The sequence below is a fragment of the Corynebacterium sp. genome (genome assembly GCF_030826625.1).
Classification (GTDB): Bacteria; Actinomycetota; Actinomycetes; order Mycobacteriales; family Mycobacteriaceae; genus Corynebacterium.
Window position 1 is genome coordinate 1 of record NZ_JAPJNQ010000080.1, and the last position, 6,143, is coordinate 6,143.

Consider the following 6,143-nt stretch of genomic DNA (forward strand, 5'->3'; position numbering starts at 1 on the left):
GCTCACGATTAACATAAGTGCCGTTTAACGATCCGACGTCGACTACTTCGAATTCACCGTTGTTCAAACGGAATTCTGCATGGCGACGTGACACTGTGACATCATCCAAGAAAATGTCCGCTTCTGGGTGGCGACCAGCAGTCGTGGTTTCTTGATCAAGCAAGAACCGTGCACCCGCATTTGGGCCACGCTTAACCACCAGCAACGCCACGCCTTCGGCAAGATTGTCAGTGTTTTCTGCTACGGAAGCGGAACCGGCATTGGATTCCATCTCTTTAATTAAATCCGCACGGAAGACTGAGGTCGTCTCCGCTTGTTGCTCCGGAGTACCGGTGTTTTCGCTCATGATCTTTCCTCCGCATCCTCGGAAATATTGTCGTTGTTAATCCATCATAGCGCCTAACGCGAAGCGACGAGAGTCGATGCGTGAATCTGTGCTTCGAAAAACAAACAAAATGCCATGAATGTGATTAAGCGATTTAACGGAATAAATTGCCAATGCCTGATAGTGCGGAATTACCAGATCCCGCCAACGGGTTATCAGAGACCATGTATGTCCACGTCGCCGATGGTCGAGCCAGGCCATCGTCGGCAAGATGGGCCCCCTCACTATCGATGGTAACCTCACAGAAACTCTTGCGTGCAGCTTCGACTCCCCGACGCACGATTTCTTTGAACTCCCGCACGGCAATTCGGTGATATTCATCAACCGGTGTCTCTCGGGCAATCGCACGCAAATGGATTGATTCACGAACATCGTCCATGTGCTCGAGGTGATCCGCCCATGCTAAATCCAGGTGATAGAGCATGATTTCTTTGCTGGCAGCGACTAAAACCTCATGGTCAATACCTGCCTGTCGTAGCTGCTCAGCGCGCTCTGGCTCATACTCTGCTAGTTCTTCCCAAGCTCTGGCCGTATCCAACAATGTGGTGCGGCGTTCGTCGATGATCACGCGTTGATCCGCCAACAATTTGTTGTACTTCCAGGTCTGGCTATGGATCTCCAGCAGCTGAGCTTCAGTCACCCGCTGGCAGTGAGCGATGAAATCCACGATCCGTGGCGAATCAATCCGACCATGCTCATCCGGCCGGGCTTCAACCGATTCGCCTGCCCCACCAGTAACCACCACGTCATCTTCCAAAGACACGAAAAACAGGCTCAAGCCGGGATCCCCCTGTCGACCTGCACGTCCACGCAGCTGGTTATCCAGCCGCGAGCTGCGATGCCGGGTGGTTCCCAATACGGCTAAGCCACCTGCTTGCTTCACCTCGTCGTAATACTCGCCATCAGTACCACCCAGTTTGATATCGGTACCGCGACCAGCCATTTGCGTCGATACAGTCACGCGACCTGGCATACCAGCTTCGGCGACGATGGCTGCTTCCTCGGCGTCATTTTTCGCGTTCAACACTCGCGCGTGGATCCCTCGCTGCGCTAATGCTTCTTCCAGGCTCTCCGATTCCGCCACGTCTTGCGTGCCGATCAGCACCGGCTGGTTCTGCGCGTGCAACAATGCGATTTCTTCAACCAACGCCTGATTTTTCTCCGCGATCGTGGCATAGATGTGGTCGGCCTCGTCGAAACGCTGCACCGGCTTATTGGGTGCGATCTCTGAAACATACAGCCCATAGAACTCACGCAGCTGGTCGGTGGCTTCTACCGCGGTGCCAGTCATCCCACACAGTTGCGGATAGCGACGCATTAGCTCCTGAATGGTCAGAGTGTCTAGGATGCGACCGCCCTCTGTAACCTTCAGGCCTTCTTTTTCTTCCACCGCTGCTTGCAGCCCGTCGGGCCAACGTTGCAGGTCTGCGATGCGGCCTTTCGAAGTGTCAATCAGCTTAATCTCACCATCGTGTACCAGATAATGAATGTCGCGAATCAACAGCGCTTTCGCGTGCAGCGCAAGGTTAACCCGCACGAGCGTGGCGCCAATGTGTTCGTCGCTATACAACGACTCGATGCCGAGGTATCGCTCTACCCGCGCTGCACCCTCATCAGTGAGGAAAACGTTACGGCCATCCGCATCGATGGTGTAATCGCGTTCGGCCTGCAGTTGCGCGACCACCGAGGTCACACGAGCATCGGTGGCTTGATCCGGGCGCGTGCCGGCAAGCACGAGCGGCACGAGCGCTTCGTCGACAAGCACGGAATCGGCCTCGTCAACCAAAGCGACCTCTGCCTGTTGGAATACAGCCTGATCACGAGAGCTAATTTGGTTATCTCGCAGCACATCAAAGCCAAGCTCTTTGACCGGGGCATAAACCACATCGGCGCCATATGCTCGTCGACGCTGCTCAGCCGTCATAGATTCTGTCACCGCGGCAACAACCAACCCGAAGCTTTCTACTAGCGGACGCATCCACTCGGCATCGCGGCGTGCCAAATAATCATTCACCGTCACGACGTGCACACGCTTACCGCTGAGTGCTAACCCCGTCGCGGCCATTGCGCCGACCAAGGTCTTGCCTTCACCAGTAGCCATGTGGATGACATCGCCGCTGAGCAAGCGCAAGACCGCTTGAGATTGCACATCGAACGGACGCAGTCCCAAATGCCGTGAACTTGCAGTCGCCAATACTGCTAAAAACGTCGACTTATCAGCAATTTCACCTTTGGCATCTATGGTGGCACGAGCTCGCTCAGCAAGTTCAGCATCGCTCAAGGCCTCCAAATCAGCTGCCTGCTGCTGGGCCTGGTCGACGATTTTTCGGGACTGCTTTTCGTGTTTCGCCGATTTTGCGCCCAGCGCGTTCCAGAACCAGTCAAATTTTGCCACGCTCGTTCAACACCCTTTCGGTCGTGAAATAACAAATACCCAGTCTACTGACTGTCTGCTCTACAAGATCTACTGTGCTGAATATGCACCAAACCCAGCGATTACGGATTCTAGGATCCGGGACGGCCCGGGATGCGGAAGAAGTCCAAAATTTTATCGGTAGCGAAGTTCTCCGGCATCGCATCCGTGCGGTTTCCGCTATAGCCAGGCCAGGTATGTCGCCCACCGTTGATGCGAATATGATCGACCGGCGCCACACAATCACGGTAGATAGTACGTTCTGCACCACCGATTAACCGCTGGTGCTCTACATTGCCCCGACAGTGATTGCGTTGGGCTGCCACGTCCATGATTTCGGGAACAGACAGGAATTTTGTATCGTGGCGTTTTCCGCCGCTATAACTGACCACTTGATCGTCGGTGCCGTGAATATCGAGATGTCCGACGGTGCCAGGATCACAGTTTTCAACAACCTTGCTGTAATAAGCCGCTGAGACGGTAGCGATAGCCGCGAACTGCGCGGGGCGCTGGCAGGCAAGATATTGTGCGAAGCCACCACCATTCGAAAAGCCAACGGCATACAGCTGGCTATCATCGATCGCCCAGGTACGCCGCGCAGAATTGATGATCTCGTCAACAAACTGCAGGTCTTCTTCCCCACTCGCAGTCGCATACGGGGCAGGCGCCCAGGACTTTTTATCTGCATTCGGCGGCCGACTCGGGGCACCGTCAGGATAGATGGAGATCGCCTGTGCGGCATCAAAATGCGTGGCGGTTGCCATGGCTTGCCCGTTTTGTCCCCACCCATGGAATGTCAGAATCAGCGGCCAAACTTGACTGGGATCGTAGTTTTCCGGCAGATGCACTAAATAACTGCGCCCACTCGGCAGGTTGATGCGAGTGGTCTCGCCAGGCAGTGCCCCCGCGACGGGTGCACCTGTCGGGTGTGGAAACGCCAACATTTCGCGGCCCAAGGCCTGGGCGTGCTCATCTCCGGTGGCTGCAGATTGCGAGGTGGATTCGTCGGCTTCCAGCAAACTGCAACTGCTCACGCAAACCGCAAGTACGCTGAATGCACCTACGATGTACTTGCGCACGTACCGGGGTGTGCCTGCCATACCTCTCGCTCTTTCTACCTTTCCTGCTTTTCTGCGCTAACAACCAAACCCATTTTGACCTAAAACCAAAGTGTGGCTTAACGACCAACACTCCAAGCCTGCCACAGCTCAGTATAGCGACCACCGGCAGCAACCAACTCGTCATGCGCACCTTGTTCAATCACTTTGCCGCCATCCATCACGACGACGCAATCAGCCTGCGCGGCCTGGTCCAACCGATGCGCCACGATAATCGCCGTGCGCCCCGCAGTCACCGCAGCAGCACCAGCTTCCAGCTCTCCCGCACCGACCGATCCAGCCTCAGCAGTGGCCTCATCCATGATCACCAACGACGGGTCTGCCAACAACACCCGCGCCAGCGCCAGCTGTTGAGCTTCCACCGGCCCCAACTGTTGCCCACGCGCGCCAACCTCGGTATCCAAACCGTCGGCAAGCTCGTCAAACCACCCGGCTTCAACCGTTTCCAGAGCCACAAGCAGCTCGGCATCCGAGGCATCTGGACGCGCCAAGGTGAGATCCTCGCGCAACGTACCAGAAAAGACGTAGACATCTTGCGAGACCATCGCCAAACGCCCCACCCGTTCACGGTCAGACAGCTCAGCAACCTCGGTGCCGTCGACAAGCACCGCACCCGAATCCGGTACCCGCAAGCCAGCCACTAACGCCGCCAACGTGGTTTTCCCGGCACCAGAAGCACCGACCACAGCAACCGTCGCACCAGCAGGGATATCGAGGCTCACCTGGTCGACTGCCAACTGCGCAGGCTCTGCGTTGGCCGTGGAATAACCGCCAGTGGAATAACCGAAAGACACATTCTTGACGACGACCTCACCGCGCGCAGGCCCAGCGCCTGCATCCGGCACCGGCCGCGGCGGACGAGCAATCACTCCCGCAATACGGCTCAACGACGCATACCCGGCTTGTACCGTGTCCAGCACCCGCATCAACGCCATGATCGGGCCACGCAAGCGAATCAACATCAACAACGCAGCGGTCACCGCACCCACGGTCAACACCCCACGGTCGACGACAAAAAAGCCCACCAGCAGGCCGCCGAACAGCAGTAAAAACTCAGCCAGCCACACCCACAGGCTCAGCGTCATCATCGTCCGCCGCGCAGAATACCCATAGGTCACAACATCGGTAGAAGTTTCATGCACGCGCTGGTGCATCGCCTCTTCCCAGCCATAAGCGCGCACCGTCGGTCCACCATGAATAGCCTCCAACACGCGTCGGGCACGTTGCGCCATCGATTCTCGTTGGGCGACATACCTGGCAGGCGCTACCTGCAAATAACGCCGCACCGAGAGCCAATAGATCGGCGCCACCACCACGATGACCGCGATAAACTGCCAGTCGATCGCCAATAACGCGATCGCGGTCGCAATCACCATGAACACTGATTTCGACAACACCGGCACGGTCTCGCTCACCGCAGCCGACAGCTCTGCGACATCGTCAGTCGCCCGCGAGACCAAATCCCCGGAACCGGCAGCTTCCACCTCATGGGCAGGCAAACGCAGCGCAGTACCCACCATGGTTTCACGCAGATTCGAAATCACGCGCTCAATTAATTTTCCAATGACGTAGAGCCCACCCGCAGAAAGCACCGCAGAAGCCAGCGCCAAAACCACCAGCCACACCGCGATCATCATGATGCTGCCATCATCAGCAACGACCTCATCGACGATGCGCCCCAACTGCCGCGGCACCAAAACGTTGGCAAACGCGCCGGTGGTGAGCAAGAACATCGCCAGCCAAAACTCACGACGCGCTCCGGGGATACGACGAATCTGCGTGGCGACGATGCGACGCACGGTAGAAAACGACGCCGTCGGAAACCGAGCTGGATTCGCCGCAGCCGTGTCCGCTGCGCCCCTGTCCGGTGCGCTGTCTCGTGGTTGCGGTTGCGAACTCATCATGCCTCCTGGCCTGTGCTGTCACTGGTGACGACATAATCAGCAACATCGCGCCACGCCGGCGAGGAGCTATACACCACCGTCGTCATCCCGCGCCGGGCTTGCGCCACGCGTTGGGCGATGGTGTGCTCGGTAACTGAATCGACCGCCGTGGTGGGGTTATCCAGAATCAACACCTCGGCCTCACGCGCAATCGCTCGTGCCAAAGCAACGCGCTGGCGTTGTCCACCAGATAAATCGCCGTCCTCGTCGCCGACTCGTCGTTGCGCGCCACCAGGAATATCGTCGGCTGCAGCAACCTCCAGAGCTTTGGCGACGCGTTGGCT

5 protein-coding genes are annotated in these 6,143 nt (G+C 57.3%); all 5 read right to left on the minus strand.

The genetic code is table 11. The features are described from left to right. On the minus strand, window positions 1-346 hold a 346-nt coding region (locus tag RCH87_RS08950; protein WP_306516358.1), incomplete at its 3' end, for an FHA domain-containing protein. 133 nt (window positions 347-479) lie between these two features. Continuing rightward, window positions 480-2,780, minus strand: coding sequence for an accessory Sec system translocase SecA2 (gene secA2 / locus RCH87_RS08955; protein ID WP_306516359.1), 2,301 nt, complete (start codon window positions 2,778-2,780; stop codon window positions 480-482). Between the two features lie 110 nt (window positions 2,781-2,890). Continuing rightward, on the minus strand, window positions 2,891-3,898 hold the full coding sequence (locus tag RCH87_RS08960; RefSeq protein ID WP_306516360.1) for a PHB depolymerase family esterase: 1,008 nt from the start codon (window positions 3,896-3,898) through the stop codon (window positions 2,891-2,893). Between the two features lie 77 nt (window positions 3,899-3,975). Next, on the minus strand, window positions 3,976-5,820 hold the full coding sequence (locus tag RCH87_RS08965) for an ABC transporter ATP-binding protein (protein WP_306516361.1): 1,845 nt from the start codon (window positions 5,818-5,820) through the stop codon (window positions 3,976-3,978). Then, window positions 5,817-6,143, minus strand: a 327-nt coding sequence (locus tag RCH87_RS08970; protein ID WP_306516362.1) for an ATP-binding cassette domain-containing protein, incomplete at its 5' end; no start/stop codon positions are given. The genes RCH87_RS08970 and RCH87_RS08965, both read right to left, overlap by 4 nt.

Coding starts and splice junctions, on each gene's coding strand:
- RCH87_RS08960 (WP_306516360.1), bottom strand. CDS start 3,898: ATGGCAGGCACACCCCGGTACGTGCGCAAGTACATCGTAGGTGCATTC.
- RCH87_RS08965 (WP_306516361.1), bottom strand. CDS start 5,820: ATGATGAGTTCGCAACCGCAACCACGAGACAGCGCACCGGACAGGGGC.